At 43.0% G+C, this 22,864-nt stretch carries 18 protein-coding genes; 7 read left to right on the forward strand and 11 right to left on the reverse strand.

All coding sequences use genetic code 11. The annotated features are described in order from the left end of the window. Positions 1–61: 61 nt before the first annotated feature. From DP117_RS28420 to DP117_RS28450, 7 genes are all read right to left on the reverse strand, one after another. Positions 62–811 (reverse strand): DevA family ABC transporter ATP-binding protein, encoded by a 750-nt coding sequence (locus tag DP117_RS28420; protein ID WP_169221557.1) that lies wholly within the window; start codon positions 809–811, stop codon positions 62–64. Positions 812–1,092: 281 nt separating this feature from the next. Next, on the reverse strand, positions 1,093–1,911 hold the full coding sequence (locus DP117_RS28425) for a class I SAM-dependent methyltransferase (RefSeq protein WP_169221558.1): 819 nt from the start codon (positions 1,909–1,911) through the stop codon (positions 1,093–1,095). A gap of 30 nt (positions 1,912–1,941) precedes the next feature. Further along, positions 1,942–3,627, reverse strand: coding sequence for an alpha/beta hydrolase (locus DP117_RS28430; protein ID WP_169221559.1), 1,686 nt, complete (start codon positions 3,625–3,627; stop codon positions 1,942–1,944). 66 nt (positions 3,628–3,693) lie between these two features. Continuing rightward, positions 3,694–4,860, reverse strand: coding sequence for an ABC transporter permease DevC (devC, locus tag DP117_RS28435; protein ID WP_169221560.1), 1,167 nt, complete (start codon positions 4,858–4,860; stop codon positions 3,694–3,696). A 31-nt stretch (positions 4,861–4,891) separates the two neighbouring features. After that, a complete protein-coding gene (locus tag DP117_RS28440) occupies positions 4,892–5,233 on the reverse strand; it encodes a DUF2834 domain-containing protein (protein ID WP_169221561.1) in 342 nt (113 codons plus the stop codon). A 280-nt stretch (positions 5,234–5,513) separates the two neighbouring features. Beyond that, a complete protein-coding gene (locus DP117_RS28445) occupies positions 5,514–6,800 on the reverse strand; it encodes an ABC exporter membrane fusion protein (protein ID WP_169221562.1) in 1,287 nt (428 codons plus the stop codon). Between the two features lie 12 nt (positions 6,801–6,812). Next, complete coding sequence (locus DP117_RS28450) at positions 6,813–7,409, reverse strand: TetR/AcrR family transcriptional regulator (protein ID WP_169221563.1); 597 nt, start codon at positions 7,407–7,409, stop codon at positions 6,813–6,815. A gap of 671 nt (positions 7,410–8,080) precedes the next feature. Here DP117_RS28450 and DP117_RS28455 point away from each other — a divergent pair. The 6 genes from DP117_RS28455 to DP117_RS28480 all read left to right on the forward strand — a co-directional run bounded on the left by DP117_RS28455 (position 8,081) and on the right by DP117_RS28480 (position 15,730). Beyond that, complete coding sequence (locus DP117_RS28455; protein ID WP_169221574.1) at positions 8,081–8,869, forward strand: tryptophan-rich sensory protein; 789 nt, start codon at positions 8,081–8,083, stop codon at positions 8,867–8,869. Between the two features lie 538 nt (positions 8,870–9,407). Beyond that, the gene (locus DP117_RS28460) at positions 9,408–12,347 is read left to right on the forward strand and encodes a GAF domain-containing protein (protein ID WP_169221564.1); all 2,940 of its coding nucleotides are present in this window, start codon (positions 9,408–9,410) and stop codon (positions 12,345–12,347) included. A 939-nt stretch (positions 12,348–13,286) separates the two neighbouring features. Then, complete coding sequence (locus DP117_RS28465) at positions 13,287–13,532, forward strand: hypothetical protein (protein WP_169221565.1); 246 nt, start codon at positions 13,287–13,289, stop codon at positions 13,530–13,532. Between the two features lie 11 nt (positions 13,533–13,543). Continuing rightward, the gene (locus DP117_RS28470) at positions 13,544–14,647 is read left to right on the forward strand and encodes a hypothetical protein (protein ID WP_169221566.1); all 1,104 of its coding nucleotides are present in this window, start codon (positions 13,544–13,546) and stop codon (positions 14,645–14,647) included. Between the two features lie 463 nt (positions 14,648–15,110). Further along, complete coding sequence (locus DP117_RS28475; RefSeq protein ID WP_169221567.1) at positions 15,111–15,281, forward strand: hypothetical protein; 171 nt, start codon at positions 15,111–15,113, stop codon at positions 15,279–15,281. A gap of 89 nt (positions 15,282–15,370) precedes the next feature. Beyond that, the gene (locus DP117_RS28480; protein WP_169221568.1) at positions 15,371–15,730 is read left to right on the forward strand and encodes a hypothetical protein; all 360 of its coding nucleotides are present in this window, start codon (positions 15,371–15,373) and stop codon (positions 15,728–15,730) included. 107 nt (positions 15,731–15,837) lie between these two features. On the opposite strand, the gene DP117_RS28485 is transcribed toward DP117_RS28480, so the two are convergent. The 4 genes from DP117_RS28485 to DP117_RS28500 all read right to left on the reverse strand — a co-directional run bounded on the left by DP117_RS28485 (position 15,838) and on the right by DP117_RS28500 (position 22,175). Beyond that, entirely contained in the window at positions 15,838–17,574 is a 1,737-nt protein-coding gene (locus tag DP117_RS28485) for a R3H domain-containing nucleic acid-binding protein (RefSeq protein WP_169221569.1), read from the reverse strand. Between the two features lie 105 nt (positions 17,575–17,679). Then, the gene (ldpA, locus tag DP117_RS28490) at positions 17,680–19,047 is read right to left on the reverse strand and encodes a circadian clock protein LdpA (protein WP_169221570.1); all 1,368 of its coding nucleotides are present in this window, start codon (positions 19,045–19,047) and stop codon (positions 17,680–17,682) included. 274 nt (positions 19,048–19,321) lie between these two features. Then, positions 19,322–20,812, reverse strand: coding sequence for a response regulator (locus DP117_RS28495; protein ID WP_169221571.1), 1,491 nt, complete (start codon positions 20,810–20,812; stop codon positions 19,322–19,324). A 406-nt stretch (positions 20,813–21,218) separates the two neighbouring features. Continuing rightward, entirely contained in the window at positions 21,219–22,175 is a 957-nt protein-coding gene (locus DP117_RS28500; RefSeq protein WP_169221572.1) for a peptidoglycan-binding domain-containing protein, read from the reverse strand. Between the two features lie 393 nt (positions 22,176–22,568). On the opposite strand from DP117_RS28500, the gene DP117_RS28505 reads away from it, so the two are divergent. Further along, entirely contained in the window at positions 22,569–22,775 is a 207-nt protein-coding gene (locus tag DP117_RS28505) for a glycogen debranching protein (RefSeq protein ID WP_169221573.1), read from the forward strand. Positions 22,776–22,864: the final 89 nt, after the last annotated feature.

Raw genomic sequence — 22,864 nt, forward strand, 5'->3', positions numbered from 1 at the left:
ACCGGAGGGAAGCAATCGCAAAGCCTTATTTTTCGTCGCGAGTGCGTAAGTCCTAACTAATTTAGCTCACCTTCGCCTTAGCATCCACGCCATCGCTGACAAGACGACCATCTTCCATATAAATGATGCGATCGGCTATATCAAGAATTCGGTTATCGTGAGTCACGAGCAAAATTGTACAGCCTTGTTCTTTCGCTAACTTCTGCATCAATTCTACGACATCACGCCCAGATTTCTTGTCAAGTGCAGCTGTGGGTTCATCTGCTAGAACGATTTTTGGTTGACTTATTAGGGCGCGGGCGATCGCCACTCTTTGCTTCTGTCCACCTGATAAACTGTCTGGATAGTAATTTGCACGATTTCCCAAACCTACACTTTCCAGCATGGCGATCGCTTGAGCATCCATGTCCTGTTTTAAAAACTTGTCATGCAACTCTAACGACATCCGCACATTTTCTCTTGCTGTCAGAAATGTCATGAGGTTATGCGCTTGGAAAATATAACCAATTTGACAACGAACGTCTCGCAGCTGCTTCTTACTTGCACCACACATTTCTTGTCCTAGAATTTTCAAACTTCCTTGTTGAGCAGAACGCAGTCCTCCCATAAGCGTCAACAACGTTGTTTTTCCTGAACCTGAAGGTCCAGTCATAATGATAATATCGCCAGAGTAAATATCTAGGTTAATATCAAATAACGCTTGTTTACGAAGCGCACCTTCACCAAAGTAATGATTGAGGTTTTGAGCAGAGATAACGGGTTGAGTTGTGACTAAGTGCATCGAATTATGAGAAGAATCTATTTTTTTCATAGTTTTATTTTTCTAGGTGAATATTATTAACTACAGCCTTCCTAAATACCATGTGAACACCCTCCTCGTCTTCTCTTTCTTTTCTTTGCGACGCCAGTCGCCTCAAGTCGGGAAACCCTTTCAGCAGTCGCCTGCGGAGGGAAACCCTCCCGCAGCGCTGCTTCACCCCGGCGCTGGCTCCTCTTTGCGCCCTTTGCGGTACCCTTCGGGAAGCCGCTCCGCGTCTACGTTTTTTTTGTTCACGACTTATCTAGGATTGTTGTAACTACTTAAGATGTGCGTCACAAATCATCAGAAAATCTCAACCTAGCAACAAGTGCAGGTGGAATTTGAGTAAAATTAGCCCAACTGTAAAAGCGACTGTCAGAAGGATGATCACTTCCAAAAGCCGGTTCTTCCAAACCATCAAGTACAAACCCAGCACGGAATGCTGCACCTAACAGAACGTGTAATGGTCGATGGAAGTACAAGTGAGGTTTTGGTTGATTTTCTATTGCTAATCCTTTTGTGGTACTGGGTTGTAAATATCCAGAGACTTTGACCGAGTATTCCGTTACGAGTTGACCTTCGCAATCCTTAACTTCTGCAGCCATACTGACGTGTGTACTGTTAAAACAAGGATGCATCACAGCAAAGACAAAACAGCCTCCAGGACGTAGTAACTTTGTGAGTGCTCGTAGAAGAGGGTCAATTTCTGCCATATCCATAAGTACCATTGCGGATACAGCAGCATCAAAAGAACGTTTCCCCAGCCCAAGCAAAGCTGTCTCATTTGTAGCGTCGAGGACGTGATATTCTATTGATGTCTCATGCTGTTGAGTTCTTTTGCGAGCACAGGTAATCATCTCCTCAGCAAAATCTATTCCGACGACATGTGCGCCCAAGCTAGCTAATCTGCGAGTTGTCAACCCAGTTCCACAGCCGATGTCCAAAATGCGGCTACCCGGTTTTACTTGTAGCAGTCTCTCAACCGCAGGACGAATCAGGAGTTGATGAAAGTCGTTCCCGTCGTTTCCCATGCGATCGTCCCACACACTAGCGTTGGTATTCCACGCGTCACGAGTTTCATTATTCAATGCATTTGTCAAGTCATTTGCCATTGGGATATCCCCAGATATAGAAGTTTTGTATCAGAAATCATCATTTATTTTTGAATTTTGAATTTTGAATTTTGAATTGTTAACTGACCCCGGACAAGAAAGGTTCTGCTTGAGTGATAACTGCTTTGCACTCAAGGAACGTACAAGCTTCAAAGGCAGAGGAAACTGGCTGATGGTTTCGACGTAAGATGGTGTCAGATAATTACGATACTCAACTTCACCAGCTACATAAGTCTTTACAAAGGCTAGACTCATTGCTTTGAGGTAATCACGAGCAAGAGTTGGATCGGGATTCGCTTGGTTATTGGCAATCGCAAAGGCACTGGCAAATTCTTGGTTATTATAAACGTGAGTTCCGTTCTGAATCCAAACTAAGTACTTATCAGAATTCTTGAGCCAAGTGAAGGGGCAAATTTGTTCTACAACAGCAGGTGTAACAGTATCATCACTACCAGCCACCAGCATCACGGGAACTGTGACTTGACTTAAACCTTTTTCTCCGAAAATTCCACTACTAAAAGGTTTCATTGCAAACACTGCTTGGATGCGCTTGTCATGCAAATTATATGTCTGATCAGGTAAATTCAGCGCCAAACACTGAAGTAACAGTGAGACATTTGCTGCATTCAAGTTAAAGTTATCGGCTCGACATTCTTGCTTGAGTTGCTTAAAATTAAATTCTCCTCCAGCTAAGGCTAGTGCTGTGTAACCACCAAACGAGTGACCTAACACACCTATTTGCTGCAAATTTAAACGTCCTTGAAATAAGGGATGAGATTGATTCAGACGCTCAAGTTCATCTAGCAAGTAACTGACATCTTTAGGGCGGTTAATAAATTCTCTGGTTTCCACAACTTCTCGCGCAGCGCCTTTAAACAGACTTTGTAATTGCTGGTTATTGCTACCAGGATGTTCAACAGCAGCAACTGCAAAACCATGAGAAGCAAGATGTCGAGCCAAATCAGCAAAATCGTTGCGATCAGATCCCGCACCGTGCGAAATAACCAGTACAGCAGCAGGATTTGCAACTTCAGGTAAGTAAAAGTCAGCTAAAAACTTGCGATTGCGAATACGATCATTAAGTGCAAGAGTATGCTTTTGCCATTTCATCAAACCGGATTGCTGTAACTCCAGACGTTGGTTAGGACTGCTTGTTGCAGAAACGACGGCTTCTATTTGCGATTGTTGTTCAATTAACGTCGTGACTTTATCTGTTTGCTTGACAAGTTGGTCAAATACACCTACAAGTTCAAAAGCAAGCTCAGAGTTGATACGCATTGTCGAAATGGGAAATTTTTTGAGGACGTTGAGTACAGTTAAGCCCTCTGAATCTGCTGCTGCTAGTATTAAAGCCGAGCGAAGTGCATAAAAACCATGAAGCCGAGCATCCGTTTGCACTAAGTCACCCAAATACTGCAACAATTGCACTCCCATTGAAGAATAGAGGAACTGAGCAACAACGACTGGATTCAATTTAACTTTGTGTTGCAGGATTTTTTTAAGCTGTGCAAGTTCTTGTGGTGTTAGATGCTGAGCGTAGAAAGTGAGTTCATCATCTTTTTTGTCTTCTTGCACATATTTCTCTAAAGAATTAATAGAAATAGATAACTCGCCAACAGGGGAAGAAAAAGAGACTCGTTCGGCTCCTAAGACAGGTATAGCTGTGAGAATGACTCCCAAACAGCCCGATGTCAATGCTTGCAGTAAACGCTTCATATGCCATCTGTCCGAGTAGTTTGTTTTTTTTTAGTAGGGAACAAACAATTGAAGTCAAAAATTTTACTAAAATACATCAGCAGGATCTGCAGATTGTAACTTCCGCATCGCCACTGCTCCAGAAAAAGTACACATCATTATTGTGATGATAAACACAGTAATTGCACGAGCAAGTGTCATGGCAATAGGTAGCATAGTTGCTGCCTGTGTCACGTGGTAGAGGGCGATCGCAATCAAAAATCCAGGCATATAACCCAATGCTGCTAAAAGTAATGCTTCTTGAAACAAAACACCGAGAAGATAGCCGTCGCTATAACCCATTGCTTTTAACGTGGCGTACTCTGGTAAGTGATCGGAAACATCACTGTAGAGAATTTGGTAAACAATCACAATTCCCACAATAAACCCTACAATGACACCCAATCCAAAAATAAATCCAATCACCCCTTGACTTTCCCAGTAGTATTTTTCCACCTCTGCAAAACCTTCTGGTGTTAAAACTCGTACATCTGGTGATAATTCTTTAGCAAGCTGCTTTTGAACTTGAGCCGGATTAAAACCAGGTTTGAGCTTGATTAAACCAACTTCTATCTGATTGGGTTGACGTTGTGGAAACAACTTCAAAAATGTTGAATCACTCGTAATGACATTACCATCAGCAGCAAACGAGCTACCAATGGTAAACAGTCCACCGACTTGAATGTTCTGGCTATTGAGTTCTGTTTCCACCATTCCCTGCTTTTGCACAGCATCAGCAACAGGTCCGAACTCTGGACGTCCAGCACGGTCAAACAATATTCTATTCAATAGTTTTAACTGCGTTGCATTTTGCTTCACTTCAGGCAAATTCAAACCTGGAGCTTCGGGATCAACTCCCCAAATCAAAATGGAGCGGTTAATCCGAGTTTCTGGATTTGTCCACTGTCCCAAACTGATGTACACAGAATTCACCGACTGAACACCTTCATGGCTTAATGTTTGATAAAGTCGTTCACGAGAAAAGCTTTTGACAGAAAAAAGGGTTTGGAATTGGGGATTCGTCATCACCAAATCTGCTTCTAGCAAGCGATGAGGCTGTGTTGCACTGTCATAAAGTGCATCTTGAAAGCCCATTTGCACAAATATCAGCATATCTGCAAAAGCAATACCTGCCACTGCTACCGCTAGACGAGTTTTTTCCTTCATCACTTGTCGCAATGCTAGCGGCGTTCTACGAAACCATTTACCAAACATAATTGCATACCTCAGATTATGATTTCACGCTTTACGCTTTCAACTCTACGGCTGTAGCGGTTTCTTCAAGCTTGTGTTCTCTGATGAACAGAAATAAAGGTAGTCCCAGCGAAACACCAACTAGCAAATTACTGGCAATATAAATCCACAAATTTTTCATTCCCAGACGTGAACCTTCCCAATAGACAAAGACCCACAGAACAAACGATGAGACAATCACATCCATTCCAAAAAATGCAGAAATTCGGTTCACAAAAAGCTCTTCTAAGAAAAGATTCACATCCAGTCCGTGTTCTAAAAGAAAGGGAACAAATTGTGAGTACGGTAAAACAGTACCTAAAATACAAAGAATAAAGTATATTATTTTCAACATTTTGACACCTCTGTTTGGTTCAAAAAATCATGTCATTGACAAGCGATAGAACGCTTGCAAAGTCAATCTTGAAGTAAGCCATCAAAAAACGGATTTTTTCTCTGTTTCTTTTGACACCGTTTAAGTATGTGAGTCTAAAAGCTGTAATTGCTAAAGTCGCCCAAGGATAAGTTTTCCTAAGAATCCAAATGCGGGAAGTTTTGCAAAGCATTTTATAAAAATCTCCTCTTGATCACACCAATCTATAACGAACATTCGTTATATTTTCAGCAAAGAAAATTTACAATTCAATTTGTGTCTGGACTTGCAAGTTAGTTAAACCTGCAACTCGTTTACTATCTTCTGGTGTGAGGCGAATTTTCACTTCAACAACTCGCTTATCTAAATTTTCCCCTGGTTGATTGCTGAAAACGTTCTGTCGGTTTACCTGCAAGCCAACTAGCGAAACAACTCCCCGCAATTGTCCGTTAAAGGCTTGACCTGTGACAACTGCTTTTTGTCCAGTTTTCACTTTAGCAATATCGGATTGATAAACTTCTGCGACAGCAACCATTTGGTTAGTTTGCGCTAGATCCACAATGCCAGAGTCACTGATCTTTTCTCCAACTCGCGTATGAATTTTGAGTATTTGTCCTGCTGTTGATGCTTTGATGTAAGCTTGTTTCAAGTCAGTTTCTGCCCGTTGGACAGCTGCTACAGCGTTATCAACTTCCGCTTGCGACGCTTCCACATCCACAGGACGAACTTCAGCAATCTTACTAAGGGTGGCGTTAGCTTCCCGAATTTGCTTGACACCAGTTGAATTAATTCTTTGCAGCGCCACTTTCGCTTCACGGACTTGTTTGCTAGCAGTCGTGTTAATTCGGTTGAGAACTGCTTGGGCTTCGTTGAGTTGTTGTTGCGCAGTTTCAAAACTCAGGCGTTTGCTACCATATGAAGAACCAGAAGTTGCTCCTTCTTTATATAACTGCTCATAGCGCTGATATTCGGCTTGAGCATTGTTGACTTCTGCCTGGATTTTCCGAATTGTTGCCTCTTGCGCTGCTCTGTCGCCTTCCCACTGCGCTTGTAATTTGGCTATAGTTTCTTCTTGATAGATTTTATCACCTTGCAACTGCGCCTGCAAGCGCTCAATCATTGCCTTTTGAGCAGCGATTTCCCCTGATTTCGCCCCTGCTTTTACCTGTGCGAGTTTCGCTTTAGCCACCTTAACCTGTTCTTGTGCTTGTTTAAGAGAGTCTTGTAATTTATCTCGTGAATCGAGAATTGCCACAACTTGTCCAGCTTTGACAAATTGACCCTCTTTGACGAGTAGATAAGTCATGCGATCGCCATCCAACGCCAGAGGTGCAGACAGTTTAATCACCTCGGCTTCTGGTTCTAGTCGTCCTAATGCTGTCACTTTTTTAACAACAGGAGCAGTTTCCACAACAGGTGCGGGTTTTTTAGTGTGAATCCCATACTGAGAAATGCCATAAACAACAATTCCACCTGTGATTCCAGTTGCAGCAACCATTAGCCCAATTAACTTTCGATTTGTCGGTTTAGGTAATTCTTTGAAAGTCATAATATTCTTCCTCTAAAATGATCTCTTAGAAGTTTGATTCGGCAGTTGTTTTTCTAAAAATGCTGTGAGCATCTTACTTAATAAAGAAAATTGTTCTGGAATAGAAACCGCTTCATTATCCATCAGTCGTTCAAAGATTAAGCCATCAATCAGACTCAAGATAAACCAAGTTAATGCTGAGTCCTGAATGCCCAAAATATCATACACTGCCTTTTCATATCGCTGTATAGCACGTTTCCATGCAACACTATCCTGCATTGCCAAGTTTTGATGCTGACAAAAATCAACCTGTAAATAAGTCCACTTAATGTAATAATCCTCGTTTTTCGCCAAAAATCTCCCCAAAACTTCCAGCCTTTCCTGCAAAGTTTGTGTTCCTTCCAATTCAGCCTTCGCCATCAACATATCTTGCTCACAGACTTCTTCCACTAATTGCTCAAATAACGCCTGTTTACTGGGAAAGTAGTGATATAATGTCCCAGTGGAAACACTTAAACCTTCAGCGATTTGGCGCATGGTAATAGCAGAGTAGCCTCTCTGGGCAAACAAGTCAAAACATTTACTGAGCAGTTCCTTGCGGTATTGGTCATGGTCAACAATCTTAGGCATTTCGTCGCATTTTTATATCGAACGCTCGTTATTTATTAACTTACTATCATTGTTCTGACTTGTCAAGCTGCAAAGTGACCGAAAAAGAAAAGGATACAAGCCCCCAACTTATGGTATGGAGAATGTAAAAAATGTTTTCAAAAGACGCATAGCGCGTTAGCGGAGCGGCACGAAGTGCGGAAAACGGCGTCCTTGTTTCAAGCCCCTAAATTTATTTTGGTGGTTCTTAATTTTGAATGAGCGAATGAGCGAATGAGCGAATTTGAGCGTTTGCGTAGCGCCCCTCTTAGGGGCTAGCGAGTGACGGAGTGCGTTTCGCCATTGGATGGGGGAGGGGGAACTCCGTGGACATTGCCGGGAACGCTGGTAAGAATGCCCACCCCCTGCCCTCGATTTGTGTCCGGGATTGTCCGGACCCTTGCATTTTGCGAAACTACAGATCAATCTTCAACACCAACTCAAGGATAAAGATTGCCCGGCTTTGTCCGGGAAAAATGTAGCGGATTTCTCCGGGTGAATTTCGGCGCAGCGCTTGACACTAACGCTTATATATGCTGCACGCTGCGCGGAAGACAAAAAGCCGTGGGATTCTGCTTTCATCTAGCCAACTAGATAAAGGTTGTATTGTAAGCTAAAAGCACAACAACAGAGTCGTGGTGCCATCTAAACATATGCAGCAGTCCAACTCTAGCTTTAACCAAGATTTCCTGCGACAGCTTGCTACCCTAGCTGCAATCGTCGGCGCTTTTGTAGTGAACGTCTTGTCTAACATCTTTCCCTTAAATGGACTCAGCATAGGTGAAATTTCTAACACTCTGTTCAAAGACGTACTTATGATTCCTGCTAATTACGCCTTTGCAATTTGGGGATTGATTTATCTTGGTTTATTTGCTCTTGGAATCTACCAAGTTTTACCAAACCAGAGACACGATTCTGATTTACGTAAAATAGGCTACTTGCTTGTGGTTGCTTGTTTTGCCCAAATTATTTGGGTTTATCTGTTCCTCTCTCGGCTTTTCTCGCTTTCAGTTGTAGCAATGCTAGGAATTCTGGTACCTCTAATTGTCATATATATAAGATTAAAAATTGGCACAAACTCTATATCTCGTATTAAGAAGTGGTGCGTAACAATTCCAATCAGCATTTATCTAGCGTGGATTAGTGTCGCCACCATCGTTAATGTGGCTTGTGCGCTATCTTTTATCGGTTGGAACGGCTGGGGGATTTCTGCTGAAGTTTGGACACTCATCATGTTGTTGATTGCTGCAGTACTAACTGGAGTCATAGTTCTCCAATACCGAGACATCGCTTATACAGGAGTTACAGTTTGGGCTTTTGTTGCGATCGCTCTCAAACAGTGGAATAGTCCTACTTTGAGAATAACAGCTTTGGCATGTGCAGGAGCGCTTTTCCTACTCGTTCTTATAAAAAGTGATCGTACTCAGTTTTTGAACAATTAAGTGCTTTATCTAGCTACTTGCTGCACCTTTAAAATTAACAGCGTTATACAAGTTACTTGAATAAGTCAAGATATATAATATACTTTGACCACATATAACACTAAATATACTAAAGTCATTAATCCAAAGCATCAAACCCTTGAAGAAAAGCACAAAGGTTAAGGAGTGAGTCAGCGCCCTGTAGGCGAGTTTCTCACTCTCTGGAGACTAGAGTCAGCACAAAGCACCTCTGACGCAGGGTACGCCTAGCATGTCCGTAAAGACATACCCATAGGGTAAAAAACCATATCAGAATCTTAGAGCGACTTTGCCCCTGATTGCATAGAGTTCTAAATTATACCAATACTGATGAGAGTCAGTTCACTCCAACACAAAAGCCCCAGATCAAGTCAGGACAAGGTTGCGACTGTTCATATCTACCTTTGACTCAGCAGCAATCCTAAAGGTGCATAACCCTACCTCATCTGTTGAGGAATTGAATATAGCAACCGACACTTTTGTCCTCAGTAACTTTTCGCCGCAAAAGTAGATTTTGTTTATGACTCAGCCTCCTTCTCAAAAGCAAGCCAAGCAAAAAGTTAGTCAGCTAAAAAGGCTTCAAGAGTTTCTTCCTCTCTCGCAGAAGCGACAACAATGGAGCTTGAAGACTAAGGCGATCGCCTGGGCTATGCTTGTTAGTGTCCTCCCTGTGTTGGCAGTTGGAACAGTTACTTATTACTTTGATAGCCAGTGGACTACCAAACAGATTTCACGAGCAAGACAAGTAGGTGCTACAACTCTTGCAAAAGCTGAACTGGAACTACACACCAGACAACTATCACTCCTATTAATTGGAACAGGCGCAACAGCTGTATTGGCAAGTGCGATCGCTGCAATTGTTGCAAATCGTGCCATTCGTCCTGTCCGGAACGCCGCCGCAGTTTCTACCACTGTAGTCAATAGGTTACGTCGAGAAAGCGGAGATACTCACGCTTCTATCGCCGGAAAAGATGAATTAGTTGTGTTAGAGACAAACATCAACTTCATTAAAGAGCAACTTCCGGATTTGCTCTGGCAACAAGAAGCCGAGGCTGAGCGCTCTCAGGTGTTAATGAATATTACGCACCGTATTCGGAAATCGCTCAGTGAGGAAGATGTTTTTAGAACCACTGTTGATGAAATTCGCAAAGCGCTAAGAGTTGACCGCGTGGTCATCTTTCGTTTCAATTCTAACTTGGATGGAACTTTTGTACAAGAATCAGTGGCATCTGGTTTGCCGAAAATGTTGTGGACGACAATCTCAGACCCCTGTTTCAAGGGAGGGTATGTCGAACAATACCGAAATGGTCGCGTTCGTGCTATTGATAATATCTATCAAGCTAATCTCACTGATTGTCATATTGGTTTGCTGGAGCGATTTGCTGTCAAAGCTAATCTCATCGCGCCCATTCTCAAAAACGACCAGCTATTCGGCTTATTAATAGCACATCATTGTTCCGGATCCCGCTTTTGGCAGCAGGCTGAAATTGATTTGTTCGTTCAGATAGCAACCCAGGTGGGATTTGCTCTCGACTACGCTAAGCTGCTAGAACAGATAGATACAAAAGCGAATCAAGCTCAGATATTTATAGATATTACCCGCCGCATTCGGGAATCGCTCAACGAAGAGGATGTCCTGAAAACCACCGTTGAAGAAGTTCGCAAAACACTGAGCGCTGACCGAGTGCTCGTTTATGGCTTTGACAACAACTGGTACGGAACTATCATTGCAGAATCAGTGCTTCCAGGTTTTCCAAAAGCGTTGCGAGCTAAAATTAAAGACCCCTGCTTCGCACAGCGTTATGTAGAAAAGTACAAAACTGGTCGAGTTCAAGCGACAAATAACATTTATGAAGCATCTTTGAGCGCTTGTCACATTAACCAACTTGAATCCTTTGCTGTGAAGGCAAATTTGGTTGCGCCCATTCTCAAAGATGACCAGCTATTTGGTTTATTGATTGCGCATCAGTGCTCTGAGGCTCGTAATTGGCAGCAGTATGAAATTGATTTGTTCGCCCAGATCGCGACGCAAGTGGGATTTGCTCTGGATCATGCCAGACTTGTTCAGCGAATCGATGCTGAAGGAGTGCGAATTCAATTACTTGCGGACATAACCCGTTGCATTCGAGAATCACTCAACGAAGAAGATGTCCTGAAAACTACCGTTGAACAAGCTCGCAAAGCACTGAGTGCTGACCGAGTGCTCGTTTATGGCTTTGACAAAAACTGGTATGGAACTATCATTGCAGAATCAGTGCTTCCAGGTTTTCCAAAAGCGTTGCGAGCGAAAATCAAAGACCCCTGCTTTGCAAACAGCTATGTCAAAAAGTACCAAGCTGGTCGAATTCAAGTGACAAATAACATTTATGAAGCATCTTTGACCGCTTGTCATATTAACGAGCTCGAATCCTTTGCTGTGAAGGCAAATTTGGTTGCGCCCATTCTCAAAGATGACCAGCTATTTGGCTTATTGATTGCGCATCAGTGCTCTGAGGCTCGTGATTGGCAGCAGTATGAAATTAATTTATTTGCTCAGATAGCCACACAAGTAGGATTTGCTCTCGACCATGCTAGACTCCTATACCAAGTAGAGCAGGCGTACCAATCTGCTGAAGCGACCTCTTATGAACAGCGTCAACAAAAACAAACACTCCAGCGTCAAGTGTCAGAATTGCTTAGAGATAGTGAAACAGCCTCTCAAACCCTTTCAACAGAGGTTCTTAGCCGGATGGAGTCTCTGAGTGCTGCCTACAATCAAATTCAAACATTAGCTGATTCGGCTGGGAAAATGCTAGCTTGTACTCAACAAGCAGAACTTCAAGAGCAGCAGCTCAGTCAGAGAGTACAGGATGGACATGAGTCAATAAACCCGATTTTAGAAAACTTCTGTGATGTCCAAGTCAGAGTCATGGAAGCTGTTGAGAAGGTCGAGCGTTTAGAGCAACCTTCCCAAAAGCTCTCCCAAGTCGTGAGCTTTATTAGTAATATTGCATCTCAAATAAAGCTTCAAGCTATGAACACAGTACTTGAAGCGAGTCGCACCCCAGAAGTGAGTCAACAATTTTCTTGGCTCGCTGACCAAGCACTTTCTCAAGTGCATCAATTAAACACGAGTATCGTAGAAATACAATTACTCGTTGCAGAAATTCAGACAGAAGCTAATGAAGCTATTGCTGTTATGGAGTACAGCGCAGAACAGGCGATGACCGGGATGAGGTTGGCACAGGAAACTCAGCAGAAGTTCAATCAAATTGTTACTGTCAATGACAAAATGAAAAAACTGGTTGAGGAACTGCTTCAAACTGCTCCTGTCCAAGCAAAAGCCTCAACCTTAGCAAGCCAATCTGTTTTGGAAATTGTGAGTATTGCCAGCAAGACTTCAGAACAAGTCATGGCAGTAGCTAAGTCCTTAGACAAGCTGTCAACACTTGCACAAGATCTGCAGGAAAATGCTGAGTGAAGTACCCGCCGCTAACCTGTGAAAAAAACCTGTACAAAATTTAAGGACTTTACCTGTTATAAGTATCCACTCTGCACTCCACGATTCAGTGTCCGAAGGACAGGCTACAAAGAACGTGAAATGCCTCAAATCAGAGAGTTTATGAGAAAATTGAAGGCAAGCATCTATCAATCTTAGCTAACTTCCCAATGGGATAAAGATTTGAACGTGATTGTTAACATCAATCATCTTATCGTTGCCTCATTTGTTCAAGCAATGATAAAATCTGCCAAAAGTCTGAAAACAATGTATGCAAACCTTGACAGATTTAAATAGACTGCAAAAATTATTGCTCATGGTTAAGCTGGCGTTGCATTAACAGCGTATAAAAACTACTCTAAGTGGCACTAAAGCTAGCGTTTGCAAATAATCTGGAATTTGTAGAACTTATTTTTTTGCTTGAAATGCTGAAGCTTGGATAAACCAACGCCGAAATTTGCAATGCTTTAATTGAAGTATGTAGATCAATTTGTTTCTTTGTAGCTAAAAACCTGTGTTACTTCGTAGTATTGATTCCTACACTCTATCCGAGTGCCTCAAACAACTCTTTCAGACAATCTTGCACAAGGATGGCGCTATCCAAAAAACGTATTTAGTATTTGCCTCATATTGGCACAGGCAGCGCAAAATGCTGTGCTAGAGTGACAACACTGGCACGATTCGTGAGGGATATGATTGTAGAAGGGTGTTTTTTGGGGTTTATTCAAAAACCAATACCTCGTGATCACAAAGGACGAGAAAGCCTTTCTGACTTGACCAAATGAAGTTTTGTCCCTGTAAAGCACTAAAAGCAATAGCTAGGTGAATGAGTGGCAAAAACGTGTTATTTGCGTCATATTTATGCAAGTTCCTCTGCTGGAATAGGTATATTGATAGAACAGAAATTCACAAATCCTGATTATGGCAACTAAATTAGTCTCTGTTAGAGAATACACTGTTCGGGCACATCAACGACAGATTCATACGCGGGTTTTCAACTTTGTCTGTAAGGAATGTGGCGTTCCTACGAAGCGCGAGACTTATGGACCTCGACCTTTGTATTGTGAACAATGTCGTCCTCCTCAACCACCCAAAAAATCGTTAATGAAGCCTCAAAAAGCTAAACCTAGAGCAATGACGTATAAATCTAAAACTGATTTGGATTAAATTGAAGCCATATGACAACTAAAGGAAAATTAGAGCCGCCACCGCAAGCTTTGCTGGAGCCACTCTTGGAATTACGAGACTACTATACTGCTCTGACTGAAGAGTATGAACGTTTATGGCGAACGGCGCGATCGCAACTTATGCATGTAGAAGCGTTGTTATCCAACTGCTCTGCTGTCGATGAACGCGACAATTTAATGGCTGTTGTTGAGACGTTGTCTTTTGCACCCACTTCTGGTCAACAAGAATCCTTGTCACTACAACAGCTAGATAACATCTCCGATATTGGACAACAAGAAGCTATCGAGTCAGAACTCCAAGATGATGAGGAGCAAGAGATTGACTTGGATGATAGTGAACAACAAGAAGCTATCGAGTCAGAACTCCAAGATGATGAGGAGCAAGAGATTGACTTGGATGACTCTTCATCCAATGACGAAAACACAGTAGTTGCAAGATTTACAATTTCATCACAAAGGGAGACACCAACACACAACAACGATAACTCTGGTTTTGGGACAGATATTCCAATGCTCGCTCAGTACCAAGTTCTCACGCGAATGCAAGCAATTGAAAAAATATTGCGAGAGAATGCTGGGACTGTCTGTCATATAGACTTCATCGTGCGCTCACTTTTTGGCGATTTAGAGCCAAGTGTATTTAAAATCGTCAAAAGTCGCATTCAGTCCTCTCTAACACATGGCAAAGAAAAAAGTTACTGGGCAGCGGTTCCCGATGAGCCTGGATGTTACACTCTGGATTTGAGTTTGGTAAGACCACCAAATAGCAAGGTCAAATCTAAAACAATCAAACCTAAAAGGAAGAAACCCTTTCTACTTCCCAAGGCTAAAAGGGTACCAATGCTACCTGAATATGAAGGTAAATTTTTGATTGATGCTATCTGCATACTGTTGCAGAAAAATTCCGGGAAAATCTTCAGCGTAGCTGATGTCATCACAGGACTTTATGGAGAACTCAATGCTGAACAACTAAGAGAGATAAAAACTGCGGTGCATAATGAACTTTCTAGAGGTCATCGGATAGGAAGATTCTCTAGAGTTCCTGAAAAACTTGGTTACTACACTTGGGATTTAAAAAAAATCCGGACAAAATAAGTAGGGAAAGAGGAAGAGCAGGAGCGAAAGTCAGAAATTGTCTCTCCTTCTCTTCCTTTATGCCTACTTCTTTCCCTCTCTTCCTTTATGCCTACTTCTTTCCCTCACTCACCTTCCTCATTCTCCTCAGATGAGTGTTCACCAAAGGCTACTTGCGTCAATGCGCGACCTAAATCTCGAAAAAACGAGCATTTTTTTATCAAAAATTCAAATATACGGCTTGGGTTGTGTTGAAGCAAATCCACACATAGTCTTATCTTTTGGATAACCAAGCTATGACTTCTGTTAGAAGAATGATTACGTTTTTACAGTTAGTCTTGACTTATGTTCAGGATGACTAATCCGCTCAAAGACAGGTTGATTTGTACTCCATTTCCGGAGCTCATATGATGCCCGTTCAAATAGTTGTCCGTAGCGGAGCGCGTAGCGCAAAAGAGAGGGCATACGGAGCGAAGCGTGAAGCATGGCAATCTCAAACCGCAAGCGAATTGCTAAGGAAGCAGCAAGCCCCCTGCCGAGTCTACGTTCCACTACTCTATGGCTCTTGCCACGCTTTACGGCTATTGAGAAGCCGCCTATGCCAAAGCTGCAAGGTAGACGCCGTTGCAGCTTTGGACACACTATAAGTGATTAGCCGGACATCACATAACCTGTGATTGAAGCGAGTCTGCGGAAGTCCTGAAACTGTGGAAAGTGTTGAAAATCACCTCATGGAGTCTTGTGATGATAAATTTAATTTCTAGGGCAGTTGCTCATATCAACTCTGTGCTTAACCAACTTCAGGTAAAACGTTTTCTAGCTGTAGTCCTAGCTGGGTTTCTAGTGCTGACAACAAACGTTGCTAATGAAGGTAGTAGCAAAGCCGTAACCAGCAAAGTTAACCAAGCACTACAGCAGAACGACTCCCAAAGACCACAAACAACAGGGGAATGGAATAAGGAAGCTCGCGAAACTGAAGATGCTCCTGGCGAACGACTCAAAAGAATTGCAGGACAATCAGCAGAAGCTGTAAAAGAGTTTGGCTCGCTATACCCAGACACTGCTAGAAGAAGTGCTGATAGTCTACAGGACAATACAAAGTAGTCAAGAAAGAATAAATCTTTCAACTTGTGTGACTTCACATAGTACAAGAGATGATGGGGAATAGGTGACAGGGTACAGGGGAACTGTAACTTGTCACCTTTTACCTTTTACGCAGGATAAATCCGCAAACGCCGATTTGGTTCTTCTCCAAAGCTGTGAGACTTCAAGCGATAGTGTTCTACCAACTCGTGCTGCATTTTCCGCACTTGAGGAGAACGGGGCAATAATTCGACTGGCTGCCCTTTGGGAATCACGATTTGCTCTACAGCAAGTCTTGCTTCTTCGAGGGCATCAATTTCATCATCGCTAGCGCTATGGAGGAACATTTGTAGTTCGCGATCATCGCTCTCCTCCGGATTGTCGATGTTCAGCAACCGCCGTAAGCCTCTGGTGATCTGCGGTAGAGAACTGGATTTAATCATGTGGATTGGGACTTGACGGGCTTTCGCCATTTGCCTTAGTTTGGCGTGGTTTTTGACGTGCGATCGCAGTGCTAATATTGCATCAGCACTATCAATATCTTTTGTCAAGACTACTGGTAAAGAAAGAACCGAAATCACCTGTTCCAATTGGCTGCGGCTGACGCCATAGGGATATACATGCAGTGGCAAATCTTCGCCATTCGGTCCCGCCTGTCTGGTGGAGTCGAAATCAAAGCCATTGTAGTCATTAAAAGATTCATCCAGTAAACGGTCAAACTCACTGCGTCCAGAACTCTTTGGGGTTTCACTAGACAATGGCGCTAATGGTATCATTTGCCCAGTTGCACGCCAGCCGTTTGACTGTCGTGCTGGTGGTCCGAAAGATTCTTCTGCTCCGAGTGTTTGTCCGCGACCGTTGATTGTGCTCAGCTGACGAGTCATGTTAACCTTGCCGTTTTCATCGACAGTCCTGACTTGTGGACTAGGTTGACGTCCCCGCAGAAGAGTATCAACTGTATCCGCCACGCTGTCGTGAACGACCCAGCGTTGCCGTTCTAACATTTCCACGGCAATTTCAAAGGTAGGAGGTGCTTTCCTTTCCAAAACAGTTTTTTGAGTTCCCCGTCGTCTGGCTTCATCGTCTCCCAACGTCACAGCTTGGATGCCACCTACTAAGTCGGCAAGTGTAGGATTTTTGATCAAGTTTTCTATCTGGTTACCGTGAGCAGTTCCTACCAACTGGACACCTCGTTCGGCAATGGTACGAGCCGCTAAAGCTTCCAGTTCTGTACCAATTTCATCGATAACGATGACTTCTGGCATGTGATTTTCCACAGCCTCAATCATCACCTGATGCTGCTGATCTGGATGAGCCACTTGCATCCGCCGTGAGCGACCGATGGCGGGATGAGCAACGTCACCATCTCCTGCAATTTCGTTGGAGGTGTCAATGATGACGACTCGCTTGTTGAGTTCATCCGCCAAAACACGGGCAATTTCCCGTAGTGCAGTCGTTTTGCCTACACCTGGGCGTCCCAGCATGAGAATTGATTTTCCGGTTTCCACTAAATCGCGGATCATGCCAATTGTGCCAAATATTGCCCGACCGACGCGACAGGTTAAACCGATAATTTTACCACTGCGGTTGCGGATAGCACTAATTCTATGCAGGGTTTGCTCAATTCCTGCCCGATTATCTCCACCAAAAATTCCCACTCTCTTGATGCAATCATCTATCTGTTCTTGCGTAACGGGCGTTTCGCTCAGATACTCTGCGAGCTGGGGAAAGCGAGCTTCTGGGCGACGACCCAAATCCAAGATCACTTCCACTAGGCTATCTCGTTGAGGATGCTTTTCTAGTGTCTGCCGCAGATCTTGGGGCAAAATGTCTAACAATTTTTGAAGATCGTCTGTAATCGTCATGCTTTTTATGGTGACGTTTTTTAGAGATAGCAAGGACACTTCTGTAGGGAGGTCTCTTCCACCTTTGGAAAGTGTCCGCAACACGCGTGTAAGGAACAGTGTTCCCTACTGCTGTGACTTGAGCTGGGAAACGAGAGAATGTGCAAGCGAAACCGCTTGCCAGAGCAAATCTGGTTCTTCTTCTAGGCGGACAGTCGTTTTAACACAAGCATTTTGTACCTCCCTTGCTTCTAACTGCTCGATAATTGGTGACAGTAGTACCCGAGCGTAACTACCGTAAGCGATACCAGCAATGGAGGATGGCGGGAGGGGGCGAGGAGGAGAGGGAGGAATGGGGAGAAAATTGTCCCCTTCGCCCCTAATCCCCAACCCCAGATGCTCTACTTGGTGAAACACGCCAGGTCTCTCAACGGGAGCCAGCCGCGTGGGCGGGTTTCCCGACTTGTAGACGCCCGGAGGGCGGCTTCCCGCAGGGTGCGGACTGGCGTGGGGAACCCCTGCACGAGACTGGCTTCCCAAGACTGCACTGGCTCCTCCGTGGGGGCTTCGAGTTCCCCTTGTCTCCTTGTCTCCTTGTCTCCCTGAAGGAAGCAAGCCCATTGCCTTCAACTTGGCAACAGTGTAGTTATTGGTTCCACCAGCTAACTGCACATATCCCGGTAAGTTGGCTGCCAAGACTTTTTGCCCTAATTTGACGGCGGCCAGAGTGGTACCATCACCGATATCTCCACTCATCGGACGACCGTCAGTCTGCCAAATTAAGGGACACGGTATAGGGGCAATGACTTTATAAAGGGCATGAAGATAGTCAATTATGCCGTCTCCATCTGGACAGCTGATTGCGACTAACTTCAAACGCTCAACCCAGGGTAAAATCGCTTGCCACAATCTTTGAAATTCACTCAAATGCCCAACATTTGTATGAATTTCTACGGCATCTACCCCAGATGACAGTATTAATGGTGCGATCGCTGTTGGCGTTGATACATATGACCTTGTATAAATTATATCATATGGACAAACTGGTATGCAACGACCACAGCCGTAGCACTTTTGTGATACAATTCCCGACAGTTCGTTTTTTATACTATTAAAAACAATTGCCTGTGCTGGACAAATCCTTTCACATGGTTTATCACATTCTTTGGGGCATTCTATAGCATTCAGTTCGGCTTTACGAAAATGGGGGTCTTCCCCGTCGTTGAGACTAACCATCAACAGGGGCGACTTTCCGCACGAGCCAAACCCATGCTGCTGAGCTACATCTGACAAGTTGAAGGCAACTTGCAGTGCTTCTTTCGCTGCGCTGATGACAGCTGGATCAGCAGCAACATCTATGCAGTCAGCACCAGCCAAAGTGTAGGCTAGTGTCAAACTTCTAACCGCAGGCAGATGTTGGTAGCTGGCTCCGCAAATGAGCTTGAACCAGTGACCTTCCTTAAGTGCTCGCAAAGGGTCTAACAGATGAGTCACATCTCTATTATGCTATGGGACGGAAAAATGTAAGACGTGACTCACAAAAGTTTTGATTTTTAAGTTTTTCTCTTTAAAAGGAGAAAAGTCCTTTTTTCAAGTCTTCTGTGAGTTTTTGTCAAGAAGTTATATTTTTAGAGTTTGATGACGATAGAGTTCGTGTTGTGAGGCTACCGATGCCTTATGCCGCACTTCGTGCAACTCCGAAGGGCGTTGCAAGCACTTCGGAGCGTACAAATTTTTTTATTTTAGTAGGCAGCTTACGGGATCCTACTCAACATTCATCTTTAGTATTTGGATGCTTGAGTGGAATTTCGATCAGAAACTCTGCTCCTTCTCCTGGTATGGAGTTGCAACTAATTTGTCCTTGATGTTTTTGTACTATAATCTGATGGCTAATTGCTAATCCCAGTCCGCTGCCTTTACCAACAGGCTTTGTCGTAAAAAATGGATCAAAGGTTCTTGATCGCACTGACTCATCCATACCAAGCCCATTGTCAGCAATACTAATCTTGACAGTATGTTGAGCTGTCAACTCTGTGTGAATCAGAATCACAGGAGTGAAAGTCATGGAGGTTCCCTCAGGAGTCAGATGTGATGATTCCTCCCCATCTTCCAAATTTTTGTGAAGTTTTAGGCGATAGCTAGCCCCTAAGGGGGCGCTGCGCAAACGCTGCTGCGCAAAGCGCAGATCGCTTGTACGGCTCAAATCTCTCCTCATCTGTTGTCCACCCAGCGAAGTTGACGACATCTCCCACTCACCATGCCCCTCTGGTGGCTCTAAAGCATCGATGGCATTATTCAAGATATGCATAAACACTTGGTTCAGTTCGCTAGCATAACAAGTGACTGGGGGCAAATGACCATATTCCTTTACCACAACAATGGCAGGACGATACGTTGTTTCCTTGAGTCGATGCTGCAACATCATTAAACTACTATCGATACCATCATGGATATTAACCGACTTCATCTCGGCTTCATCAAGCCGAGAAAATTTTTGTAGCTCTAATACAATTTGCCGAATACGATCAGCTCCTCTGTACATAGCACCTAATAAATTTTTCAGGTCATTCATCAAAAAATTTAAGTCTATTTCCTTGATGATTTGCTCAATCTTAGGTGTAGAATTTGGATATTCCTGCTGATAAACCAGAATCACATCGACCAGTTCCTGTACATATTGCCTAACATATTCAAGATTGCCGTAGATAAAACTGATAGGATTATTGACCTCATGGGCAATTCCAGCAACCAACTGTCCCAATGCGATCATCTTCTCATCTTGAATCTGTTTAACTTGAGCCGCTTTTAAATCATCAAGAGCATTTTGCAATAAAAAATTTTTTTCTTGAAGTTTACTTTGTAACAGATGTAAGTTAATTTGATTTTCAATTCGTAAGATGACTTCTGCTCCATAAAAAGGTTTCGTAATATAGTCAACCCCCCCGACATCAAAAGCTTTTACCTTATCTAACACGTCATCTAGGGCACTAATAAAAATGACTGGGACTTCACAAGTTCTTTCGTCAGCCTTAAGTTGCTGACAAACCTCATACCCATTCATTCCTGGCATATTAACATCTAGCAGAATGACATCAGGCACAACCATTTGACACGCCGTCAATCCCATTTTGCCATTCAAGGCTTTACGAACTTCATAACCTTGTGCGCTCAGCATTGCCGACAAAAGACGCAGGTTGTCTGGTGTATCGTCAACGACTAGAATATTGCCTTTATATTCTTGCTCTTGATTAAAATTCATTTTCTAAAACAACTGATAATTCAATTGATATTTGGCACGAAAAATATTTTAGGGCAATATATTAAACATCTTACCAAAATAGATTTCTCACAGGGAAGTAGCAAGGTCAGTAGTTGTCAGAAACTGCGTACACCAGAACACATGAAAATAAGGAGTCAGGAGTCACGCCCGTCACGCCCGTCAGAAGGAAATGCTGAATTCTATCTCCTGGCTTGGTGGATTCTGAATTCCATTTTCAATATCGGTGGACAAAAATAAACATCACTATGTGAACAAAAGTGAAGTTAGCAAACCAAATTATCTTCCCTTGCTGCTTTAGCTACTACACCATTTGCTCCACTTGAGATCTACCCAAGTGGAGCGAGTAAATGAATCCAAGAAGTTTACTGAAAACTGCTTGTTAGCATCATCCATGAAACTGACCACCAAGGGCTGTCCAAGTCAGTTTACCAACTTCTCCATCTACGGAAAGACCAGCTTCTTTCTGAAATGCTCTCACAGCAACTTCCGTTTGAGAACCAAAATTTCCATCTACTGTTCCTGCATTATACCCTCTTGCATTCATCGCTTTTTGCACAGCTTTGACATCATCTCCGATTCTTCCTTGACGAAGATTACGTCTAAGTATGGGTAATTCAAAGCCAGAATATATCAAATTCCAAGCTTCACCACGTTCACCTTCTTGCGGAATACGCCAAATAGATGAACCAGAATAGTAGTTCAGGTAATCTTGAAGTTCAGCGACTGTTGCAGGTTTTGCTGTATCACTTTCCGAACCCCAAATAGGTAAAATTGGTTTTTTCAAACCCAAATTTTTATAAGCATCCAAACAATCTTTCACTTTTTCAGGATTCGTGGGCTTGAAAGTGAATTTTTCAAAATAAATTTGTGGCAAAGTGAAATCGCAATACTTATCCAATATCTTCCAAGGAATATTAGGATGAAGTCGAGGATTTCCAAAACTTGTATATCCGAAAGTTCCTCCCTTAACGATAATCCGCAGAGCAGAAAGAAGCTTGTCTATATTTGTATGTGTGCTAGAGTCTTCTACTTCTTTTTCTACATCAACAATATAGCCATCAAGTCCACAGTTTAGAGCTTGCCTAACCTTGACAATTTGTCTTGCAATGTCAGCAGTACCATAGTGGTATCCCCATCCATACACTTGAATATTACGAGAGTTGAATTCCTGAATGATTTCTGGAGAACACTGCCAATTCCAAAAAGTAGGTTGATCTTGATATTTTCCATCAAAAACCTTGAAATAAACACGTTGCACTTTACGTTCAACAAGCTTGTCCAGATAATCATCACGAATCTCTGACAGGTTCCAAATCCAAACTCCATTCAGATATTGTGTCATGATACTTCGTTCTTTTTTTCCTTGTTAAATAGACAAGTTCAATATAAACCATAAACTTAGAGATTACCTCTTGCAGTATAATCTAAGCTGTCGTGGCAAGAAAATTACACATTGCTTTGATAAGCAAGTTTTGAGTGAAAAGTCCAGAGCACAGAGAATTTTTGACTCTTGAATCCAGACAGGCACAACGACAAAATATGTCATCTCAAAGCTTCTGGGCTTATGAGCTTTGCTTCTAACTACTTCAAACATTTACCTATATGATTCCAGAAGATTTCAAAAAAATTATTATGCAATTGGATCATTAAGCGAATTCGCTATGAATCTTGCTAGAGTGAGGATATTTTAGGTGACTACGCTCATACTGACTGCTACTATGGAGAATCCGCCACGATGACTATCTGGGTAAATGAGCAACTTGACCCCTCTGGGATGATTTATGCCTGTATTGTTTGTTGTGATGAGTCCCAAGCCAAAGACTGTCATGAGTCCTTTAAGCAAAATTTGACTCAAGAGCAAAAGGCGTGGGGTTGGGTGGCGCGATTGCGAACAGTCAACTCTTGGGATGATGTTCCAGTCAATGCTTTAAAGCTGGATTAGTTGTCAGCAACTCCTGAGTGCGAATATATTCCTTACCTTTCAAGAAACACAGGGGAGTGGGGGGCTAGGGGTCCCCTCTGGGATTGGGG

The organism is Brasilonema sp. UFV-L1 (assembly GCF_012912105.1).
In the GTDB taxonomy this organism is placed as follows: domain Bacteria; phylum Cyanobacteriota; class Cyanobacteriia; order Cyanobacteriales; family Nostocaceae; genus Brasilonema.

Excerpts from the sequence above, each read along its gene's own strand:
- DP117_RS28420 (WP_169221557.1), bottom strand. The coding sequence starts at position 811 with ATGAAAAAAATAGATTCTTCTCATAATTCGATGCACTTAGTCACAACT.
- DP117_RS28425 (WP_169221558.1), bottom strand. The coding sequence starts at position 1,911 with ATGGCAAATGACTTGACAAATGCATTGAATAATGAAACTCGTGACGCG.
- DP117_RS28430 (WP_169221559.1), bottom strand. The coding sequence starts at position 3,627 with ATGAAGCGTTTACTGCAAGCATTGACATCGGGCTGTTTGGGAGTCATT.
- devC (WP_169221560.1), bottom strand. The coding sequence starts at position 4,860 with ATGTTTGGTAAATGGTTTCGTAGAACGCCGCTAGCATTGCGACAAGTG.
- DP117_RS28440 (WP_169221561.1), bottom strand. The coding sequence starts at position 5,233 with ATGTTGAAAATAATATACTTTATTCTTTGTATTTTAGGTACTGTTTTA.
- DP117_RS28445 (WP_169221562.1), bottom strand. The coding sequence starts at position 6,800 with ATGACTTTCAAAGAATTACCTAAACCGACAAATCGAAAGTTAATTGGG.
- DP117_RS28450 (WP_169221563.1), bottom strand. The coding sequence starts at position 7,409 with ATGCCTAAGATTGTTGACCATGACCAATACCGCAAGGAACTGCTCAGT.
- DP117_RS28455 (WP_169221574.1), top strand. The coding sequence starts at position 8,081 with ATGCAGCAGTCCAACTCTAGCTTTAACCAAGATTTCCTGCGACAGCTT.
- DP117_RS28460 (WP_169221564.1), top strand. The coding sequence starts at position 9,408 with ATGACTCAGCCTCCTTCTCAAAAGCAAGCCAAGCAAAAAGTTAGTCAG.
- DP117_RS28465 (WP_169221565.1), top strand. The coding sequence starts at position 13,287 with ATGGCAACTAAATTAGTCTCTGTTAGAGAATACACTGTTCGGGCACAT.
- DP117_RS28470 (WP_169221566.1), top strand. The coding sequence starts at position 13,544 with ATGACAACTAAAGGAAAATTAGAGCCGCCACCGCAAGCTTTGCTGGAG.
- DP117_RS28475 (WP_169221567.1), top strand. The coding sequence starts at position 15,111 with ATGGCAATCTCAAACCGCAAGCGAATTGCTAAGGAAGCAGCAAGCCCC.
- DP117_RS28480 (WP_169221568.1), top strand. The coding sequence starts at position 15,371 with ATGATAAATTTAATTTCTAGGGCAGTTGCTCATATCAACTCTGTGCTT.
- DP117_RS28485 (WP_169221569.1), bottom strand. The coding sequence starts at position 17,574 with ATGACGATTACAGACGATCTTCAAAAATTGTTAGACATTTTGCCCCAA.
- DP117_RS28495 (WP_169221571.1), bottom strand. The coding sequence starts at position 20,812 with ATGAATTTTAATCAAGAGCAAGAATATAAAGGCAATATTCTAGTCGTT.
- DP117_RS28500 (WP_169221572.1), bottom strand. The coding sequence starts at position 22,175 with ATGACACAATATCTGAATGGAGTTTGGATTTGGAACCTGTCAGAGATT.
- DP117_RS28505 (WP_169221573.1), top strand. The coding sequence starts at position 22,569 with ATGACTATCTGGGTAAATGAGCAACTTGACCCCTCTGGGATGATTTAT.